This is a genomic window from Cryobacterium suzukii (assembly GCF_004403185.1).
GTDB classification, from domain to species: domain Bacteria; phylum Actinomycetota; class Actinomycetes; order Actinomycetales; family Microbacteriaceae; genus Cryobacterium; species Cryobacterium suzukii.
The window spans coordinates 59,787-78,281 of sequence record NZ_SOHJ01000003.1 but is presented as its reverse complement, the minus strand read 5'-3'; the positions used below and the strand labels follow the sequence as shown (position 1 = coordinate 78,281).

The following is an 18,495-nucleotide window of genomic DNA, read 5'->3' as shown; positions in this document are numbered from 1 at the left end:
AGGTTTTTTCCTTGCTGAGTGTCGGTCGTAGGGCGTATTTAAGAAATATTGGCCGGCGGGCCACCGAAACGCTGATTCTGGGTGCCGGGCCGGTCGGGGACAGCGCCGAGCGGTCCTGTGCCCGCAAAGGTATCGAGTAGGTCGAGTTCGCCGCGAATCACAGTAGCCAAACGCCGTATGCCAAGTCGAATATTGTCGGGGGTTGGGTAGCAGAAAGCGAGACGCATGTTCTGGCGTCCATCTCCGTCCGCGTAGAACGCGGTTCCCGGCGTGTAGGCGACCAGTTCTTTGACCGCACGGGGGAGCATGGCCTTGGAGTCGAGTCGCTCGGGCAGGGTCACCCAGACGTAGAATCCGCCGGTTGGATTGGTCCAGCTCAGGTCAGGCAAATACTCATCCAGAGCGCCGAGCATGGCGTTCTTGCGCTCGTGGTAGACACCGCGAAACGTGTTCACTTGCGCTTTCCAGTCGGCCGTCGACAGATATTCCGAGATGACCATCTGGGTGAAGGAGCTGGGGGAGAGCACGGCCGCCTCGTTGGCAAGGACGAGTTTCTCGCGGATTGCGTGCGGGGCGAGTGCCCAGCCGACTCGGAAACCGGGGGCGAGGGTCTTGGAGAAAGTGCCCAGATAGACGACGCCGTCGCGCTCGAGCGAGCGGATGGCGTCCGGTGCCGGCTTGTCAAAGTAGAGCAGCCCGTATGGGTTGTCTTCGAGTACCAAAATGTTGTTCGAGCGACAGATCTCAAGAATTTCCAGGCGTCGTGCCCAACTGAGGGTTACGCCCGCCGGGTTGTGAAAGCTGGGGATCGTGTAGAGAAACTTGATGGTGCGTCCGGCCGCCTTGAGGGCCGCAATGTGTTCGATTAGTGCGGCCGGGATCAGGCCGTTCTCATCCATCGGCACGTGGTCAACCTCGGCCTGATACGACTTGAAGATCACCATGGCGGTGACGTAGCTGGGGCCTTCGGAGATGACGACGTCGCCGGGGTTCAGGAACAATTTGCTCACCAGCTCCAGAGCATGCTGGGAGCCGGTCGTGACCACGACGTCATCGGCGTTGGCCTTAATGCCTTCGAGCGCCATGACGTCGAGAATCTGCTCACGGAGCAGGGGAACTCCCTGACCAGAGCCATATTGCAGGGCAGTGGCACCCTTCTGGCGCATGACGCGGTCCATTGCATCGATGACGAGCTCCTGTGGCAGGGCGGCGACGTATGGCATGCCGCCGGCGAGGGAGACCACCTCGGGGCGTGAGGCCACGGCGAAGAGTGCTCGCACCTCGGAGGCCTTAAGCCCAGCGGCTCGGTCGGCGTAGTGGTGATACCACGGGTCGAGGTTGTTGCCGCCCTGCGCAGTTGTTGTCTGCACAGCGCCGGCTTGCGGGGAACCCTGAATAGTCACGTCACATCCGTTCTGCTGTCTTCTTTATCGTATGGGGTGTCACCGGGCACGAAAAAACCCGCCCGGCTAACGCCGGACGGGCTTCATCGTGTGGGAACTGGTTAGACGAGGAAGTCGGCCAGGTCCTTCTCGAGCTGCGGCTTCGGCTTGGCGCCGATGACGGTCTTGACGACCTCACCCTTCTGGAAGACCTTCATCGCGGGGATGGAGGTGATCTGGTATTTCGCGGCCAGGGCGGGGTGCTCGTCGACATTGAGCTTGACGATGTCGAGCTTGTCGGCGTTCTCGGTTGCAATCTGGTCGAGGATCGGGCTGACGGCGCGGCAGGGGCCACACCACTCGGCCCAGAAATCCACCAGAACGGTCTTCTCGTTGTTGATGACTTCTTGTTCGAAGTTGGCTTCGGTAACGGATCGTGCGGTCATGTAATGCTCCTTAGTTAACTGATGCGAGTTCGGTGTCGCCGGCCTGGGCCAGCAAGGCGGGGGGAAGGGTGCTGAGGTAGTGCTCCGCGTCAAGAGCAGCCGCGCAGCCGGAGCCAGCCGCAGTGATGGCCTGACGGTAGCTGGAATCGATTACGTCGCCGGCTGCAAACACACCAGCCTGGCTCGTGAGCGAGGATCGGCCGGCGACGGCGATGGTGCCTTCCGGGGTGAGGTCGAGCTGCTTATGCACGAGGTGCGTGCGCGGATCGTTGCCGATCGCCACGAATACGCCGCCAACGGGCAGGCTGGTCTCGTTTCCGGACACGGTGTCGCGCAGGGTAAGACCGTCGACGGCGTCGGTGCCGGTAATGCCGACGACCTCGGAGTTCCAAATGAACTCGATTTTGTCGTTTGCGAAGGCACGCTCCTGCATAATCTTTGATGCGCGCAATTCACCCTTGCGGTGAATAACGTGCACCTTCGAGGCGAACCGGGTTAGGAAGGTGGCTTCTTCCATGGCGGAGTCGCCACCGCCGATCACGGCGATTTCTTTGCCCTTGAAGAAGAAACCGTCGCAGGTGGCGCACCAGGAGACGCCACGGCCGGAGAGACGTTCTTCATCGCTGAGGCCCAGCTTGCGGTAGGCGGAACCGGTGGCGAAAATGACCGTGAGCGCTTGCTCAACGTCACCGTTGCCAAGGGCGACCGTCTTGATTGGGCCAGACAGGTCAACAGATTCGACATCGTCGTAGACAACCTCGGTGCCGAAGCGTTCTGCCTGCTCCTGCATTTTGGTCATCAGGTCGGGTCCCTGTACGCCTTCCGGGAAGCCGGGAAAATTTTCAACGTCGGTAGTATTCATCAACTCACCGCCGGCCTCGACCGAACTGGCGATCAGAAGCGGTTTGAGGTTGGCCCTGGCGGCGTAAATCGCCGCCGTGTAGCCGGCCGGTCCGGAACCGATGATGATGATCTGACGCACGCGCACACTCCTTGCAGTGGTGGGCAAGACGGGCAATATCCCGCCTCACGTTTCGATACAACACATCCTAATCGGCTGCTATTCCATGGCCTCCCAGCTTGGAGGTGCTGCACAGTCACGGGCACGGGTCGGGAAAACCGGGGTGAAGCGTTCACCCCGGCGCTGTGGGCAGCTGTGACCGTCGCGGTACTTAGTGGCGCAATCGACCGCGCAAGGGCGTCAGGAACGCTGTGAGCTCGCCGCTGCGCATGAGCAGCAGCAGACCGAAGTAGCTCGCGGCCATGATCACACCGGTCAGAGCCATGGAGACCATGGCCGTGAGCCTCGAAGACACCGCGAAGCCACCCTCGACACCGCCCCCCAGAATGACCATGAGGGTCAGGCCAGCAGCCAGGGGAATGATGACGGCGACCAGATATTTCACGAGGCTGCGCAGAATGCGACGCCCGTCGATACCGTGCATTCGTCGGCGCAAGAGCAGGGCAGCCAGAATGGCCTGCAGCGTACCGGTCACAGTGATCGAACCGGCGATGCCCACGGCAATCCAGTCTGTTGGCAGCCACGCGCATGCCAACACGGCGCAGATCAGCAGAACGACCTGAAACAGGGTGAAAAAGAACGGTGTACGTGTGTCGCCGAGGGCGTAAAAGGTTCGCTGCAGAACAAACAACACGCAGAAGGGCACGAGCCCCAGAATAAACGCGATGATGACGTTGCCAATGGCTTGAACCTGGTCGAATGGTGCCACGAAGACGGCAGCGAAGGGGTAGGCGCAGACGGCAATGACGGCCGCAGCGAGCACGATTACCAGCGACGTTCCCCGAATCGCGCTCGAGGCATCCGTTTTGACCAGAGCCCAATTACCGAGTGACGCGTGTTCGCTCATGCGGGTGAAGTATGCCGTCGCGACCGATACGGTAATCACTGAGTGCGGCAGCATGAAGATCAGCCAGGCGGTGGCGAGCACGGCAACGGATGCTTCACCGTGCGCGCGGGTGACAACCTGGGTTTCGACAATTCCCGCAAAGGTCGTGACCAGAAGCATGCCGAAGGTCCAGCTCGCCATTTTACCCGCGGCCCCGAGACCGACGCCGCGAAAGTGAAAGTCCGGGCGATAGCGCAAACCGATGCGACGCCAGAAATAGAACAGTACGACGGCCTGGGTGATCACGCCGAGGGTGGCACTGCCTCCCAGCACAGCGACCATGGCCGATGTGATCTCGGCAGCTGATCGATCACCGATAGGGTCGGGGCTGAACAGCGTCGCGAAAACGACCAGGCCGGCGATGGCTACGACGTTGTTGAGTACCGGCACCCAGGTGAATGGTCCGAAGGATTTGCGGGCGTTGAGGACTTCGCCGAGCAGCGTGTAGAGGCCGTAGAAGAACATTTGCGGAAGGCACCAGTATGCGAATGCCACGGCCAGTGCCTTCTCGTTCTCGGGCAGGTTCAGGCCGATGAACCTCGTTATCAGCGGGGCCAACAGGGTAGCCGCGAGGGTCGCCGCGAACAATACGACCAGGGCTAGCGTGAGCAGCTTGTTGATGTAGGCAGTGCCGCCGTCGGCGTGCAGGCTGGCACGAACGATTTGCGGAACCAGAACGGCCGTCAGTATTCCGCCGGCCACGATCACATAGATGGTATTCGGCAGCTGATTGGCGATCGCGAAGGTATCAGCAGTGGCGCCGAACTGGCCGATTATGGCGGCGAGGACAATGACCTTGACGAAGCCGAGAATGCGCGACACGATCGTGCCGGAGGCCAGGAATGCGCTGGCTCGACCTATTCCGCCGTTGCCGGTCGCGGTGTCAGACATGGGGCTCCGTCACGGGGACCGTCGCTGGTTCTCTAGCGGATGCCTCACCCGCGCGCTCCCGGCGCCGGCGCACGATGTTACGCCAGATGCCGAAACCGAAGAAGCTGACGACGAGGATCGCGAAGATGCTCGCGCCGACTCCTTCCCAGTCGGCGCGCACGCTGACGTCTATGGGGGCTGGCTGGCCCAGCGGAGTGCCGTTGAGGGTGAATAGGGTGACTCGCAGGACGACGTCGCCATTACCGACGGCGGCGCTGAGTGGCACGGAAACCGCCTGGGAGGAGTTGGGCTGAATGATGGTCTCGAGGGTGTCACCGACAATGAGTCGGCCGTTGGAAGGCACAATCTCGGCGCGCACGGTGACGGCTTGGTCAAGGGCATTGTTGAGCGTGATGCGCAGGTCGACCTTGCTGCCCACCACAATAATTGGCCCGCGGGTGGTGACGGTCACGGCGTGAATCAGGTCGAAGGAGGCAGCGAGACTCGCCCGGACCTGCTCATCCCAAGCCGACGTCTGCGAAGCCCAGGTCGTGTCGAGAAGAGCGAGCACATTCAGTCGTGCCGGCGCGGTGAACGCGATGGGATCGGCCAAAATGGTGGCAAATTCAGCGATCGACCCCTCGCGCTCCAACAGGGATCGGGCGAGTGCGACCCGGTTGCTGTCAATCGCCTGGTCTTGAAACGTCACAGTGGTGGCCGGGGCGGCCTCCAAGGCTGACTGCAGCGGAGCCGCGTTTGACCAAGCCGTAGAATCGAGCGCCGCGAGCGTCTGAGAGATCCGGGTGGCACTCGCCGGGCTACTGCGATCGAAGGTGACCAACATCGTGCGTGCCGAATTGGGGTTCTCCGCAGACACGATCGCCAAAAGCGAAGCCGCCTCGGAGACATTAGCCCGCCACTCGTCCTCGGTCGTTGCCTCGGCGGCGGCACGGACGGCGGCCGAGAGCACGGAGTCACTGACGAGGGCCAGCCCGCCCGCAAGAGCGAACGCTGTATTGGGTGTGAAGACATCGGATTGCTCGACGTTGCCGCTGGAGAGGATGGTCGTCGTCTGGCCGCTCGCGGCAAACACGTCGAGGTCGGTGCGCGCAACATTTCCGGCGACCGGCCAGCCGATCGCGGTGCTCGTGTAATCCCAGGCCAACAGGTCGCTGGTCGAGGGAATGACCGTTGCGCCGGGTTCCAACTCGGGAGTCGGGGTGGGCGTTGGCGAGGGGGTAGTTTCGGCCATGGCGCGGGATGTGATGCTGGGCACAGCGGTCGGGCTGGTCGTGGATTCAGGGATGGGTGTGGCCGGTGGCACGACAAACAGACTGGCATCAATCGCCGACAGGAAAGAGGTTGGCGTGAGCAGCGTCGTGGCTCCGGCCTGCGCTTGCAAGGCGATGTCGGCATCCGCGTAGCCGAGCGGAAAGATGTCATTGCTGGCCCCGGCCAGGCGGTCGAGCCAAGCGACGGCCGATGCCGGAGCTTTGCTGCCGAGTACCCGAATCGAGGCGATGATCTGCGGATCAAGGGCGATCGTTGCCGTGGGGGTATCTATGGCGGCATCCAGTTGGCGAGAGAGCAGACCGACCGAGCTTGTGTACGACTCGAGCGACTTCGTGGTGATCAGCCCGGTCGCGCTTTCTGGGGTCGTGATCGGCAGGATGGAAGCGAGCCCGACCGGGGTGATCGCGCTGCCCTGCGACCAGACAAATGTGCCACGGCCCTCTCCCTGAATCACGTCACCCACACTGAGAATCGCGGCGAGCCCACGCGATCCCCACGCGTTTCGGTCGGTCAATCCCACGGCCTCGGCCGAAACCGTGATGCTGAGGCTCGTGCTGGCACGAGCCGGAATGACTTCCGTCGTTGGCACGCTCACCAGCTGGTCGCCGGAATTTGTGTCCTTATCGGGCCGCAGCCAGCTATCGAGCGCAGCTCGTGTGGTCAGCGCGAGGTGCGCGAGGTTCACATCGACGCGGCCGGTCGGAATGCCAGCGTCCGTGTTGTTGTGCACGGTCACCGTCAGAACCAGATCCTGGCCAGGCGACAATTGCGGCGAAGTGGTTGGAGATACGGTGACGCTGATGGTGTCTTCGAGGGTTGTGGCGCTCGTGACCGTGTTGTTCTCCGTGGCGGCCTGGGCTAATGGGAAAGAAAATATCGGTGCAAAAACCAGGGGCGCGAGGGTCAGGAATCCCACCAGAAACGCCATGATCGGTCGCAATCGTCGATGACGTAACACGCGCCGGGCCGGGCGCACGGCAGTGCGCGGAGCAGCCGGGAGCGCGGGCCGATGCGCGGAATTTGACTCGGCCACCATAGGGGGATTCTACGGCGTGCCAGCCTAGAGCCGCCTGCACAGCGACTGCGCGTCCCCAATGGCAACTAATATGGGGCATATGCAGAGCGTCGCGGCAGCCCTCGCACGACTGGGCGACCTGGCTGCCACTCCCACGGTATCTCGTCTGGCGAACGCATTTGCGGCGGCCGGCCATGAGCTTGCCCTGGTCGGTGGCCCGGTTCGTGATGCGTTCCTGGACCGGCCGCTCCACGACCTGGATTTCACCACGGATGCGACACCCGACCAGATCCTCGCGCTCGTCAAGCCACTGTCAGAAGCGCAGTGGGACATCGGCCGGGCATACGGCACGATCGGTGCCAGCCTGGCCGGCGAGACCGTGGAAATCACCACCTATCGAGCCGACAGCTACGACGGCGCTACCCGCAAACCCGACGTCGTGTTCGGACGCCACCTGGAACCGGACCTGCTGCGCCGAGACTTCACCGTCAACGCGATGGCACTGCGCCTGCCCCAGCTGACGCTCGTTGATCCGGCCGGTGGCATCGACGATCTGCTGGCCAAACGACTGCGCACCCCGAGCACTCCGGAGGTTTCTTTCGGAGACGACCCGCTGCGGATGCTGCGCGCGGCCAGGTTTACCGGACAGCTGGGTTTCACGTTGGACCTCGACACCGCACTGGCCATGGAGAAGATGCGGGACAGCATCCGTATCGTGTCGGCCGAACGCATCGGTGACGAACTGTCGAAACTGTTGGTTTCGAAGGACCCACGCGCCGGCATCGAAGTGCTGATGGAATCGGGCCTGGCCGAGATCGTGCTCCCCGAGATTCCCGGCCTACGGTTGGAGATCGACGAACACCACCACCACAAGGACGTCTATCAGCACAGCCTCACCGTGCTGGAGCAGGCGATGGGCTACGAGAAATCACGCGGCAACCTCGATTCTCCCGACCTGATCGTGCGCCTCGCCGCCCTGCTGCACGACATCGGCAAGCCAGCCACCCGCAAACTCGAACCGGGCGGAGTCGTGAGTTTCTACCACCACGACGTGGTCGGGGCAAAGCTGGCCAAGAAACGACTGCGCGCCCTGCGCTTTGACAATGACACCATCAACGCCGTCGCTCGCCTGATCGAGCTGCACCTGCGATTTTTCGGCTACACCGAGGGCGCCTGGACCGATTCTGCCGTGCGCCGCTACGTGCGCGACGCGGGAGACCAACTGGAACGGCTGCATATTCTCACCCGCGCCGACGTCACGACCCGCAACCGGCGCAAGGCAGACCGGCTCGGCTTCGCCTACGACGACCTGGAACAGCGCATTGCCGCGCTGAACGAGCAGGAAGAACTCGGCGCGGTACGCCCCGACCTCGACGGCGAACAGATAATGGCCGTGCTCGGTATGAAACCGGGGCGCGAGGTGGGCGAGGCCTACCGTTATCTGCTCGAGCAACGACTGGACGACGGACCCCTCGGCGAGGACGAAGCTACCCGCCGGCTCGTGGGCTGGTGGGCGGAGCGTGTCCAATAAGGGCAGCCTGCGTCGACGCAGGGCGATCACCGGCTATGCGCTGCTCGCTCCCAGTCTGTTCGGCGTGGTCTGCTTTCTCCTCCTTCCGGTGCTCGTCGTACTCTGGCTCAGCTTTCAGAGCTGGGACCTGATCGGCCCGATCACCTTCGTCGGTTTCGACAACTACCAATCCGTTCTCAGTGACGGCGTCTTTGGAAACTCCCTGCTGGTCACGCTCATCTTCGTTGCGCTCGTGGTGCCGATTCAAACCCTGATCGGCCTCGGCGCGGCCAGCCTGCTCACCCGCAGCCTGCCGGGGTCAGCCTGGTTTCGTACGATCTACGTCCTGCCGTGGATTTGCGCTCCGCTTGCGCTCGGCGTCGTGTGGAAGTGGATCCTCGCACCCACCGATGGGGCACTCAACACCCTGCTCGGTCAGCGGGTCGAGTGGCTCAGTGACCCCGCACTGGCGCTACCGGCCGTGGCCGCCGTGGTGATCTGGACCAACGTCGGCTACGTCACCCTGTTCTTCATGGCCGGGCTGCTCAACATTCCTGGGCAGATTCTCGAGGCTGCCCGCATCGACGGCGCCGGCGCGGTGAAGATGTTCTGGCATATCAAGCTGCCATTGTTGCGCCCGACCATGTTCTTCGTGCTCGTCACCACGGTCATTTCGGCGTTTCAAGTCTTCGACCAGGTATACGCGCTCACCCAGGGCGGCCCGGCACGATCGACGGATGTTGTGGCCGCGCGCATCTACTACGAAGCTTTCGACGCCTTCGACCTCGGCCGCGCGGCCGTCATGGCCGTCGTACTGCTGGTCATCCTGGTCGTCATCACCCTCGCCCAGCAGCTCTATTTTCGCCGGAGGGTCACCTATGAAATGGACTAGATTCTCCTCCACGGCCGCCGTCTACCTGGTGCTGGTGCTGGGCGCCCTATTCACCCTCGGCCCGTTCCTGCTGAGCATCCTGACCGCCTTCAAGACGCGTGAGCAATTCGCGCAGCAGTCGGCGCTGAGCTGGCCTGACCCGTTCACGCTGGAGAATTTTGCGCTCTTGCTGAACGGTCCGGCCCAATTCGGTCGCGCCATCCTGATCACGGTACTCGCGGCCGTGCTGATTCTGGTCGGGCAGCTGATCTGCTCGATTCTCGCCGCCTATGCCTTCGCCAGGGTCGATTTTCCCGGCCGTCAGGTGTTGTTTTGGGTGTACCTGTCGACCCTGATGATCCCGCCCGTCGTCCTCGTCGTTCCGCTGTACCTCATGATGACCGAGGCCGGGCTGCGCAACTCGTTTTGGAGTCTCGTGCTGCCATTCGCGTTCGCCTCCCCCTACGCGATTTTTTTGTTGCGCGAATATTTTCGTGGGATTCCCCAGGAGCTCATCGATGCTGCCCGGCTCGACGGCGCGAACACCCTCGACGTGTTGGTCGAGATCGTGGTGCCGCTGTCTCGCCCGATTATCGCCACCCTGACCCTCATCACAATCGTGAGCCACTGGAACAGTTTCATGTGGCCGCTCGTGGTCACGACCGGCACCGAGTGGCGGGTCGTGACCGTCGCCACCGCGAGTCTGCAAAGCCAGTTCAACGGCAATTGGACGCTCGTGATGGCGGCCACAACGCTCGCCCTGGTTCCGCTCCTGGTGCTGTTCCTGATGTTCCAGCGCAGCTTCGTGCGGTCGATCACCATTGCGGGTTCTGCGTAGGCTAGTCGACTGGGGAAGGTTCGATCCGTCAACAGAGGACATCATGGCCAAGCGTTCCACCATCATTGCCGCCGGCGCGCTCGCCGTGCTTCTCGTCATCACCGGCGCTGTCGCCGCACTGAATTTCTCCGACTCCGACACTGGGGACGCGGCGACCACGGTGACCGTGCGACTCTGGGACGAACAGGTCGCCGCCGCCTACGAGAAGTCCTTCACCGCCTTTGAACAGGACAACCCCGACATTCACGTCGACGTCGAGATCGTGCCGTGGGACGACTACTTCGAGAAGCTGCGCACCGACGTCGCCGGTGACAGTGCCCCTGACGTGTTCTGGGTCGATGGTGGCAGTTATCCCGCCTACGCCGACGCGGGCGCACTGCTCGACATTACGACCGCCATTCCAGCGGATGCCCAGGCCGGCTGGGTTCCAGCCGTCGTCGCCCAGTACACCCGGGATGCCACGCTGTGGGGAGTACCGCAGCTGGCCGACCCCGGCATCGCGGTGTACTACAACGCCGACCTGCTTGGTGATGCCGGTCTGACCGTCGAAGACGTGTCTGCGCTGACCTGGGATCCCACCGGTAATAACGACACCCTCATCAGCGTGCTGCAGAAACTCACCAAGGACTACAACGGGAACACGGCCGACAGTGCAGAGTTCGACGGCTCCAACGTTAGCCAATACGGCTACAACGCTGGCTACGACCTGCAGGCGATGGTGCTGAACTATCTGGCCTCCGGTGGTGCCCAGTTCCAGGATGAATCTAATCAGTACGCCTTTGCGTCTGACGCGGGCCTCGCTTCATTCCAGTACCTCGTCGACCTCATGAACAAGTGGCACGTCGCTCCGTCAGCCGCCGATACGAATACCAACGGCGATTTCAGCCGCGAGCAGTTTCTGCAAGGCAAGATGGCCCTGTTCCAGAGCGGGGTGTACAACCTCGCCAATGTGAGTGCTGGGGCGAACTTCGACTGGGGCGTCGTGCAACTTCCCAGCGGTCCTGCCGGCTCGATCAGCGGGGTCGACGGCATCGCTGCTGCTGGAAATGCTGCGTCGGAGCACCCGGCGAAAACCGAGCGGGTGTTGGAATGGCTCGGGAGCGCTGCCGGCTCTGAATTTATTGGCGCTTCCGGCGCAGCGTCTCCGGCCGTGCTGGCCGCGCAGCCCGCCTACGCTGCCTACTGGGCGGCCGAGAAGGTTGACATCAGCCCGTTCTACGATGTTCTGGCCGGCGGAACGGCGCCGGCGCCGCGCGGTGCTGGCTGGCCGGCCGCCGAGAACGCCATGCGGCCGCTGCTTGACGAGGTCTTCCTCGGTCGCGCTCCGGTGCACCAGGGTGTGCTCGCAGCCCAGAAAGCAGCGAACGCGACCCTGACCGAGTAGACCAGCTGATCGACTGGCGCAACGACGTGGTATCCGGTAGTCTGGGCAGGTTGCCTGCGTGCCGGATTCCCGGCCTCCGCGTTCAGCACATGCACAACCCTCCTGTTACAGAAAGTCTGTAGCCGTTTTAGTCCGAAGGAGGTGGGTTAGTCATGCATCAGTACGAACTAATGGTTATCCTCGATCCCGAGATCGATGAGCGCACCGTAGCTCCCAGCCTTGACAAGTTCCTCAACGTTGTTCGCAACGATGGCGGAACCATTGACAAGGTTGATGTCTGGGGTCGTCGTCGTCTCGCATACGAGATCAACAAGAAGACCGAAGGCATTTATGCCGTCGTTGACTTCACCGCGAACGCCTCAGCCACGGTCGAGCTCGACCGCCAGCTGAGCCTGTCCGAGGCAGTCATGCGCACCAAGGTGCTCCGCGCCGAAGAGGGCATTGCCCAGGTCGTCGTCGCTACCAAGCTGGCCGCAGAAAAGGCTGCCCGCAAGGCTGCCAACCCCAAGGTCATCGCGGCCAAGGCTGACGCTGCTGCTGCAGCCGCTGCCGCTCCGGCGGCCAAGGTTGCTTCTGCTGCCAAGCCTGTCGTCGCCGATGCAGTCGAGGCTCCGGCCGCTGCTGCTCCGGTTGCCGCCAAGGTCGAAGCTTCCGCTCCGGTTGCTGCCGCCTCCACCGCGGTTCCCTCCGCGAAGGTTGCTGCCGCCAAGCCTGCTGCTGCCAAGGCAACCCCGGCTCCGGCCGCTGTTGCCGACAAGGCAAGCGACAAGTAGCCCATGGCTGGCGAGACCGTAATCACCGTGGTGGGCAACCTCACCAGCGATCCGGAACTGCGTTATACGCAGAACGGGCTGGCGGTTGCCAACTTCACCATCGCTTCTACTCCGCGCACATTCGATCGTGCGGCTAACGAGTGGAAAGATGGCGACGCGCTGTTCCTGCGTGCGAGTGTTTGGCGTGAATTCGCCGAGCACGTGGCGGGTTCACTGACCAAGGGGTCGCGTGTCATCGCTTCCGGGCGTCTCAAGCAGCGTTCGTACGAGACGAAGGAAGGTGAAAAGCGCACGAGCATGGAGCTCGAGATCGATGAAATCGGCCCCTCGCTGCGCTACGCCACCGCTTCGCTCACTCGCGCGCAGTCGTCCGGCCCCCGTAGCGGCGCTCCCGCTGTCGGTGGCCAGGGCAATGATGAGCCGTGGGCACCCAGCGCCCCCGCCAAGACTGCTGCGCCCGCAGCGTCCGGCGGAGACGTCTGGAACAGTCCAGGCAACTTCAGCGACGAGACCCCCTTCTAAGCCACGCCACGCGCGTAGCTAACACCTTTTGAGAAAGTAAGGAAATCATGGCTGGAAAGTCGAGCGGCGACCGCCGCAAGCCGCTTCGCGGAGCTAAGGGTGGCAAGAACGCCGCCCCCGCGAAGTCGATTCGGGTTGGTGTCATCGATTACAAAGATGTCCCCACCCTGCGCAAGTTCATCTCCGAGCGTGGAAAGATCCGCGCCCGTCGCATCACAGGCGTTTCCGTTCAGGAACAGCGCCTCATCGCCCGTGCCGTCAAGAACGCCCGCGAAATGGCTTTGTTGCCCTACGCAGGCTCAGGCCGGTAAGGAAACCAAATGTCGAAATTGATTCTGACGCATGAGGTCTCCGGCCTCGGTGCACCCGGCGACGTCGTAGACGTCAAGAACGGGTTTGCTCGTAACTACCTCGTTCCCAAGGGCTTCGCTGTGGCGTGGACCCGTGGTGGCGAGAAGCAGATCGAACAGATCAAGGCCGCCCGCGCAGCCCGCGAGCACGCCACCTTCGAAGAGGCCGAGGCACTCAAGGTCAAGCTTGAGAACACCAAGGTCACCCTGGTCGTCAAGGCCGGCGCCGGCGGACGCCTGTTCGGTTCGGTCAAGACCACGGACGTGGCTAACGCCGTCGCAGCCGCTGGCCTCGGCACCGTCGACAAGCGCAAGATCGAACTCACCGCGATCAAGCTGACCGGTGAGCACAAGGCAACGGTTCGTCTTCGTGACGAGCTCAGCGCCACGATCACCCTCGTGGTCGTCGCCGCCAAGTAACAACACACCTCGGTAGGCCGGTGCCATACGGCCGGCAGCTTTTACCTACTCGCGTAGCGGGGGATTCCCTAGGGAATCCCCCGCTACGCGGCGTTAACGATCGATTTTTCGGGCACTGACCCACTGCTTTTGTGCACAGGTGAGCATTCGTATCGACAAGGTTCAAGGGTTCATTGAAGGAACTTTACTCACAAGCCAGTAGGGAACTTAAAGCCCTGATCACGACCGTTTTCCTCGAAAGATTTTAATGTTTGTCCACAGGTGAGTGCACAGGTTCTGCACAATCTCTACGGCGTTTCGCGCAGATTATCCACAGCGTTATCCACAGGGGGGTTTGTGGCGGGTGCTACCGGCTCCCTAGGGTGAATCAGTGTCGGCATCTCGCCTCAGGCTGGTGTGTCCCGTCCCGTGTCGGTGGGCACTGATACACCTATACGAACGACAGAGAAAGAGGTGCCGAGTGTCAATCGCTCACCTGGGCCTGGCGAATCAGCCAGCGTCAAATGAGTACGGTCTGTCAGCGAGTGGTGGCCCTGGCCGCGGAGAGCGGCCCGCTGAAGCCTGGAAGTCCGAGCGAGCACTGCCCCACGACCTCCTCGCAGAACAGAGCGCCCTCGGCGGCATGATGCTCAGCAAGGACGCTGTCGCTGACGTTGTTGAGACCGTACGGGGCGGCGATTTCTACATTCCCAAGCACGAGATAATTTTCGACGCCATTCTCTCGCTCTATGCCCAAGGTGAGCCGACCGACGTCATCACCGTCACCGATGAGCTCACCAAGGTCGGTGAACTCTCGCGGGCGGGCGGTGCCGACTACCTGCACACCCTGACGAGCCTGGTGCCTACTGCTGCCAACGCGGGGTTCTACTCGACCATCGTGGCCGAACGCGCGCTGCTGCGCCGTCTGGTCGAGGCAGGAACACGTATCGCCCAGATGGGCTATGCCGCAGAGGGGGAGGTTCTTGACCTCGTCAACACCGCGCAGGCCGAAATCTATGCCGTCACCGGAGGAACGCAGACGGAGGACTACGTTCCGCTCACCGATGCTGTGACGGCGGCGATCGAAGAAATCGAGGCCGCCAAGCTCAAGGACGGCCAAATGAGCGGCGTCCCCACGGGATTTGCGGATCTCGACGAACTGACCAACGGATTCCACGGCGGCCAGCTCATCATCGTGGCGGCTCGGCCGGCGTTGGGTAAGTCCACCCTCGCCCTCGACTTCGCACGCTCGGCGTCCATCCACCACAACATGCCGAGCATCTTCTTCTCGCTCGAAATGGGCCGCAGCGAAATTGCGATGCGCCTGCTCGCGGCCGAGGCTTCCGTTCCTCTCCAGAGTATGCGCAAGGGCACCGTTGAGGCCCGGGATTGGACGACGATTGCCGCCACTCGCGGGCGCATCAACGACGCACCGCTCTACATCGACGACAGCCCGAACATGACTCTGGTTGAGATTCGCGCCAAATGCCGCCGACTCAAGCAGCGGGTCGGCCTCAAGATGGTCATCATTGACTACCTGCAGCTGATGACCAGTGGCAAGAAAGTTGAGTCACGTCAACAAGAGGTCAGTGAGTTCTCGCGCGCTCTCAAGCTGCTCGCGAAAGAGCTGCAGGTTCCGGTGATCGCGCTATCCCAGCTCAACCGCGGGCCAGAGCAGCGCGCTGACAAGATGCCGGCCATCTCCGACCTTCGTGAGTCGGGTTCACTCGAGCAGGATGCCGACATGGTTATTTTGCTTCACCGCGAAAGCGCCTACGAGAAAGACAACCCGCGCGCCGGTGAGGCCGACCTCATCGTGGCCAAGCACCGGAATGGCCCGACGCGCACCGTTACGGTTGCCTTTCACGGCCACTACTCGCGCTTCGCCGACATGGTGGCGGGCGGGTAGTTCGGGCCGCCCGCGTTCGGTATCAGCGCGTGCAGCGCGCTCGCAGATCCGGACGGTGTCGCCGCGTAGACTGAGCCTGACAAATTTTGCAACGAAAGAGGTCGTGCGTGGCAAACGCGCAGGTACCATCAGGCGTCGGCCCACGCTACTGGGCCGTGCCCGTTGGGCGCGCCATGATCGCAGTCATCCCGGCCGTCATCATTACATTCAACCGGGATCACTCCGCGCAGCTGGGTTTAATCGTTTTCGGCGCATTCGCCCTCGCGAGCGGACTCCTGCTCGTGTTGGTCGGACCTCGCACCCTGACCGTTGCTACCGACCGCAGCCTGTTTCTCATTCACGGCGTCGTGAGCATGATCGCTGGCGCACTAGCCCTCGGTTTCCACACGGGTGGACACGGGTTCTTTCTTTTCATCGTGAGCGTCTGGGGAGCCGTCACTGGTTTTCTCGAAATCTATGCCGGCATCCGGTTGCGCACACGTCCTCTACCCGCCAAGGATTGGCTTTTCACCGGCATTAGCGGGGCGGTACTCGCTTTGTTCCTTCTGCTGCTTCCGCCCAACCCGGTTGTCTCGGTCGGGTTGTTCGGCGCCTACCTGGTCTTTCTCGTTGTATTCCTGCCGATTGCCGGGCTGTCCCTTAAAGGGGATTCTCCCCGACAGCGTCCTCGCGCAACGGCAACAGCGGACCCCGCCCCCGCGAACACCGCAACCAATGATTCGGACTCCCTGTGACCAAAAAGACTCCTGATACCCCCAACCCGGCGCACCAGCCGAGCCGCTCCGATCGGTTGAAGCCGGTCGAATTGCTCGCAATCTCTGCGGGGATGGCTTTGTTCGTCGGGTTGACCATTCTAGGGACCACACGCGAACTCATGCTTTCGGTGATCGGGCTCGGTGTGACGTTTATCGTGGCGCTCGTGGTCATCGCGATGCTTGTGCTCGGTATGAAGCCAAACGCGTCGGAACAAACTGACCTTGATGAGCAGAACGGCCACTAGCCAACGTTCAGAAATACAGGAGCACCGTCATCGAAACCGATGACGGTGCTCCTGTATATCCGGCGGATGATCAGGGCAGATAATCAACCAGGGTGTCGGCGAGGCCGACATAGCTGGCCGGGGTCAGAGCCAGGAGGCGGGACTTGGCCGCGGCGCCAATGTCGAGGGCAGACACGAACTCGGCCAGGTCGTCGCTCGTGATGCGCTTACCGCGGGTTAGCTCCTTGAGCAGCGCGTACGGGTCTTTGATCGATGAGCGTCCCGCCGAGACCTCGGCACGAATCACGGTCTGAATCGCTTCGCCCAGGATTTCCCAGTTGGAGTCGAGGTCGCTTGCGAGAAGCGCACGGTCAATATCGATCTCGCCGAGGCCCCGCAGAATATTATCGAGCGCGAGCAAGGAATGCCCAAAACCGACACCGATGTTGCGCTGGGTGGTCGAGTCGGTGAGGTCACGCTGCAGACGACTGGTCACGAGAGTCGCCGCGAGCGAGTCCAGGATGGCGCAGGACAGTTCGAGGTTGGCCTCCGCGTTCTCGAACCGAATCGGATTGATTTTGTGCGGCATGGTGGAAGAACCGGTGGCGCCAACCTGGGGGATCTGGCGGAAGTAACCAATGGAAATGTAGGTCCAGATGTCGGTGGCCAGGTTGTGCAGAATGCGGTTCGCGTGGGAAGTGCGGGAATACAGCTCAGCCTGCCAGTCGTGCGATTCGATCTGGGTAGTAAGCGGATTCCACCCGAGGCCAAGACCCTCGACGAACTCGCGCGAGAGCGCGGGCCAGTCGACAGAGGGCTCCGCAGCTACGTGAGCAGCGAAGGTTCCCGTAGCACCGCTGAACTTGCCCAGATATTCACCGGCGGTGATCTGACGCACGATGCGCTCGAGCCGGTAAACGAACACAGCGAGTTCTTTTCCCATGGTCGTCGGCGTCGCTGGCTGCCCATGGGTGCGCGCCAGCATTGCATCCGCTCGAAATTCCAGCGCGCTGCTGCGCAGCGCGTCAATGACCAAGTTCAGTTTGGGTAGCCAGACAGTCTGGACGGCGTCACGAACGGTCAGGGCGTAAGAGAGGTTGTTGATGTCCTCGCTGGTGGCGGCAAAATGGGTGAGTTCGCTGATGTGATCGAGACCCAGTTTTCCCAGGCGTCGACGAACGAGGTATTCGACGGCCTTGACATCGTGACGGGTGGTGGCCTCGAGGGTGGCCAGTTCGTCAATCTCGGCCTGACCAAAGTCGGTCACGAGGGAGCGCAGGGCGAGCTTTTGTTCGGCGGTGAGGGGTGCGGAACCAAACAGACTGCGGTCGGTGAGGGTGATCAGCCACTCCACCTCGACGCGCACGCGGGCGCGGTTAAGACCGGCCTCGGACAGGAATTCGCCCAGGTCGGAAACGGCGGCTCGGTAGCGGCCATCTAGCGGGCTCAGAACCTGTACGGGTAGGTGACTCATCGGACTCCCTGTCGAATTGCGGGTGCAAGTTGTTTCACAAGTGCGTGACTTGCCCTCTCAATCATGCCCAATACGGCGTCAAACAACGCATCGTCGGAATAGTAGGGGTCTGGCACGTCGAACAAGGCGGCCTGCTCGACGTCAAAGCTCAGCAGTAGGCGCACCTTGGCGCGATCGTGATCCTCCACGGCCCAGTTACGCAGAACGCGCTCCTGGCTGCGGTCGAGGACGACGACAAGATCGTGCTCGGCGAACCACAGCGGGTCAAACTGACGGGCCCGATGGTGACTGCCGTCGTAGCCGCGCTTGGCCAGGGCCGTGATCGTGCGACCGTCGGCTTGCTCACCCACGTGCCAGTCTCCGGTCCCGGCTGAACTGCTCGCGATGAGACGACCAAGACCAAGTTTCGTGACGAGGTCGCGAAGCACGACCTCGGCCATGGGCGACCGGCAAATGTTACCCGTGCAGACGAAAATAATTCGAAACGGCGTCGCCTCATCGGGAGTGAGAGACGCAAAGGGCATGCCTCCCATTGTGGAGCAGTTTCGTCTTCTCCACACGCCCAGTTTTCGG

17 protein-coding genes and 1 pseudogene are annotated in these 18,495 nt (G+C 62.3%); 11 read left to right on the top strand and 7 right to left on the bottom strand.

What is annotated here, in order from left to right:
- Nucleotides 1-38: 38 nt before the first annotated feature.
- The 5 genes from E3T39_RS03540 to E3T39_RS03520 all read right to left on the bottom strand — a co-directional run bounded on the left by E3T39_RS03540 (nt 39) and on the right by E3T39_RS03520 (nt 6,826).
- Nucleotides 39-1,403 carry an aminotransferase-like domain-containing protein gene (locus E3T39_RS03540; protein WP_420898133.1) on the bottom strand — a complete coding sequence of 455 codons (1,365 nt, stop codon included), beginning with the start codon at nt 1,401-1,403 and terminating at the stop codon, nt 39-41.
- Nucleotides 1,404-1,504: 101 nt separating this feature from the next.
- Nucleotides 1,505-1,828 carry a thioredoxin gene (gene trxA, locus E3T39_RS03535; RefSeq protein WP_104128743.1) on the bottom strand — a complete coding sequence of 108 codons (324 nt, stop codon included), beginning with the start codon at nt 1,826-1,828 and terminating at the stop codon, nt 1,505-1,507.
- A 10-nt stretch (nt 1,829-1,838) separates the two neighbouring features.
- On the bottom strand, nt 1,839-2,810 hold the full coding sequence (gene trxB / locus E3T39_RS03530) for a thioredoxin-disulfide reductase (RefSeq protein ID WP_134513365.1): 972 nt from the start codon (nt 2,808-2,810) through the stop codon (nt 1,839-1,841).
- A 190-nt stretch (nt 2,811-3,000) separates the two neighbouring features.
- On the bottom strand, nt 3,001-4,626 hold the full coding sequence (murJ, locus tag E3T39_RS03525) for a murein biosynthesis integral membrane protein MurJ (RefSeq protein ID WP_134513364.1): 1,626 nt from the start codon (nt 4,624-4,626) through the stop codon (nt 3,001-3,003).
- Nucleotides 4,619-6,826 carry a DUF6049 family protein gene (locus E3T39_RS03520; protein WP_134513363.1) on the bottom strand — a complete coding sequence of 736 codons (2,208 nt, stop codon included), beginning with the start codon at nt 6,824-6,826 and terminating at the stop codon, nt 4,619-4,621. The genes murJ and E3T39_RS03520 overlap by 8 nt, the downstream gene beginning before the upstream one ends.
- A 187-nt stretch (nt 6,827-7,013) precedes the next feature.
- On the opposite strand from E3T39_RS03520, the gene E3T39_RS03515 reads away from it, so the two are divergent.
- From E3T39_RS03515 to E3T39_RS03465, 11 genes and pseudogenes are all read left to right on the top strand, one after another.
- The gene (locus E3T39_RS03515; protein ID WP_134513362.1) at nt 7,014-8,444 is read left to right on the top strand and encodes a CCA tRNA nucleotidyltransferase; all 1,431 of its coding nucleotides are present in this window, start codon (nt 7,014-7,016) and stop codon (nt 8,442-8,444) included.
- A complete protein-coding gene (locus tag E3T39_RS03510; RefSeq protein WP_134513361.1) occupies nt 8,434-9,315 on the top strand; it encodes a carbohydrate ABC transporter permease in 882 nt (293 codons plus the stop codon). The genes E3T39_RS03515 and E3T39_RS03510 overlap by 11 nt, the downstream gene beginning before the upstream one ends.
- Nucleotides 9,302-10,132 (top strand): carbohydrate ABC transporter permease, encoded by an 831-nt coding sequence (locus E3T39_RS03505; protein ID WP_134513360.1) that lies wholly within the window; start codon nt 9,302-9,304, stop codon nt 10,130-10,132. Before E3T39_RS03510 ends, E3T39_RS03505 begins: the two co-directional genes overlap by 14 nt.
- Before the next feature lie 43 nt (nt 10,133-10,175).
- On the top strand, nt 10,176-11,516 hold the full coding sequence (locus E3T39_RS03500) for an ABC transporter substrate-binding protein (protein ID WP_134513359.1): 1,341 nt from the start codon (nt 10,176-10,178) through the stop codon (nt 11,514-11,516).
- Nucleotides 11,517-11,668: 152 nt separating this feature from the next.
- A pseudogene (gene rpsF / locus E3T39_RS03495) lies at nt 11,669-12,037 on the top strand (30S ribosomal protein S6); the annotation flags it as partial.
- 255 nt (nt 12,038-12,292) lie between these two features.
- Nucleotides 12,293-12,811, top strand: coding sequence for a single-stranded DNA-binding protein (locus E3T39_RS03490; RefSeq protein WP_104191772.1), 519 nt, complete (start codon nt 12,293-12,295; stop codon nt 12,809-12,811).
- Between the two features lie 47 nt (nt 12,812-12,858).
- On the top strand, nt 12,859-13,122 hold the full coding sequence (gene rpsR, locus E3T39_RS03485; protein WP_035835236.1) for a 30S ribosomal protein S18: 264 nt from the start codon (nt 12,859-12,861) through the stop codon (nt 13,120-13,122).
- A 9-nt stretch (nt 13,123-13,131) separates the two neighbouring features.
- A complete protein-coding gene (gene rplI, locus E3T39_RS03480; RefSeq protein WP_104191771.1) occupies nt 13,132-13,581 on the top strand; it encodes a 50S ribosomal protein L9 in 450 nt (149 codons plus the stop codon).
- Nucleotides 13,582-14,095: 514 nt separating this feature from the next.
- Entirely contained in the window at nt 14,096-15,469 is a 1,374-nt protein-coding gene (gene dnaB / locus E3T39_RS03475; RefSeq protein WP_420898135.1) for a replicative DNA helicase, read from the top strand.
- Between the two features lie 107 nt (nt 15,470-15,576).
- Nucleotides 15,577-16,203, top strand: a complete 627-nt coding sequence (locus E3T39_RS03470; protein WP_134513358.1) for a hypothetical protein — start codon at nt 15,577-15,579, stop codon at nt 16,201-16,203.
- The gene (locus E3T39_RS03465; protein ID WP_134513357.1) at nt 16,200-16,469 is read left to right on the top strand and encodes a hypothetical protein; all 270 of its coding nucleotides are present in this window, start codon (nt 16,200-16,202) and stop codon (nt 16,467-16,469) included. Before E3T39_RS03470 ends, E3T39_RS03465 begins: the two co-directional genes overlap by 4 nt.
- Before the next feature lie 70 nt (nt 16,470-16,539).
- Here E3T39_RS03465 and purB read toward each other — a convergent pair whose 3' ends face one another.
- Nucleotides 16,540-17,922, bottom strand: a complete 1,383-nt coding sequence (purB, locus tag E3T39_RS03460; RefSeq protein WP_134513356.1) for an adenylosuccinate lyase — start codon at nt 17,920-17,922, stop codon at nt 16,540-16,542.
- On the bottom strand, nt 17,919-18,446 hold the full coding sequence (locus E3T39_RS03455) for a low molecular weight protein-tyrosine-phosphatase (RefSeq protein WP_134513355.1): 528 nt from the start codon (nt 18,444-18,446) through the stop codon (nt 17,919-17,921). Before E3T39_RS03455 ends, purB begins: the two co-directional genes overlap by 4 nt.
- Nucleotides 18,447-18,495 lie beyond the last annotated feature (49 nt).

What these genes read in the sequence shown, in the direction of transcription:
- trxA (WP_104128743.1), bottom strand. Translation starts at nt 1,828, where the DNA reads ATGACCGCACGATCCGTTACCGAAGCCAACTTCGAACAAGAAGTCATC.
- murJ (WP_134513364.1), bottom strand. Translation starts at nt 4,626, where the DNA reads ATGTCTGACACCGCGACCGGCAACGGCGGAATAGGTCGAGCCAGCGCA.
- E3T39_RS03520 (WP_134513363.1), bottom strand. Translation starts at nt 6,826, where the DNA reads ATGGCGTTTCTGGTGGGATTCCTGACCCTCGCGCCCCTGGTTTTTGCA.
- E3T39_RS03515 (WP_134513362.1), top strand. Translation starts at nt 7,014, where the DNA reads ATGCAGAGCGTCGCGGCAGCCCTCGCACGACTGGGCGACCTGGCTGCC.
- E3T39_RS03505 (WP_134513360.1), top strand. Translation starts at nt 9,302, where the DNA reads ATGAAATGGACTAGATTCTCCTCCACGGCCGCCGTCTACCTGGTGCTG.
- E3T39_RS03500 (WP_134513359.1), top strand. Translation starts at nt 10,176, where the DNA reads ATGGCCAAGCGTTCCACCATCATTGCCGCCGGCGCGCTCGCCGTGCTT.
- E3T39_RS03490 (WP_104191772.1), top strand. Translation starts at nt 12,293, where the DNA reads ATGGCTGGCGAGACCGTAATCACCGTGGTGGGCAACCTCACCAGCGAT.
- rpsR (WP_035835236.1), top strand. Translation starts at nt 12,859, where the DNA reads ATGGCTGGAAAGTCGAGCGGCGACCGCCGCAAGCCGCTTCGCGGAGCT.
- rplI (WP_104191771.1), top strand. Translation starts at nt 13,132, where the DNA reads ATGTCGAAATTGATTCTGACGCATGAGGTCTCCGGCCTCGGTGCACCC.
- purB (WP_134513356.1), bottom strand. Translation starts at nt 17,922, where the DNA reads ATGAGTCACCTACCCGTACAGGTTCTGAGCCCGCTAGATGGCCGCTAC.
- E3T39_RS03455 (WP_134513355.1), bottom strand. Translation starts at nt 18,446, where the DNA reads ATGCCCTTTGCGTCTCTCACTCCCGATGAGGCGACGCCGTTTCGAATT.